2 pseudogenes are annotated in these 476 nt (G+C 33.6%); both read right to left on the bottom strand.

Annotation, left to right across the window (positions count from 1 at the left end):
• Positions 1-88: pseudogene (locus B6S12_RS10870) on the bottom strand (phage tail protein); the annotation flags it as partial.
• Positions 89-222: 134 nt separating this feature from the next.
• Positions 223-476: pseudogene (locus B6S12_RS10865) on the bottom strand (phage head morphogenesis protein); the annotation flags it as partial.

Genomic DNA, 476 nt, shown 5'->3' with positions numbered 1-476 from the left:
CTTGAGAGCTTATCCCATATTCTAAGCTTCTTTCTAGGTTTTCAAAGTTTAGGGCTTTGAATTTGAAATCACCCAATGATAAAACCATTTAAACTCCTTTTTAGTTGTATAGGGGTAAAATTAATCTACATTAGATAGGGTTGATGGTTGCAATGTAGTAGTTGAGGATGTGCGGTAACCAGTCCGAGAACACATCGTATTGTGGGTGCAAGTCCCACCGCTCTATCTAATCTTTTTTAAGTGTTTAAGGCCTTTTCTATCTTTATCCACCTTTCCAAGCGTTATAATTGCATTTGTCTTTCCAAATTTTTTCAAGTTATAATCAGGGCGTATGATGATTTTATTTACCTTACTAGAATCCTTTTTATCTTCAAAGAAATACAACAAAGAATTATTTGCACTATCCCAATAAACCTCTTTTGCTTCTTCTAAAACTTTTACAATCTCTTTAATCTCTTCAACCCTTAAACCTTGAT

The organism is Helicobacter valdiviensis (genome assembly GCF_003245365.1).
Taxonomy (GTDB): Bacteria; Campylobacterota; Campylobacteria; order Campylobacterales; family Helicobacteraceae; genus Helicobacter_D; species Helicobacter_D valdiviensis.
The sequence above is the reverse complement of the archived record's forward strand: the minus strand, read 5'-3'. Positions and strand labels throughout refer to the sequence as shown.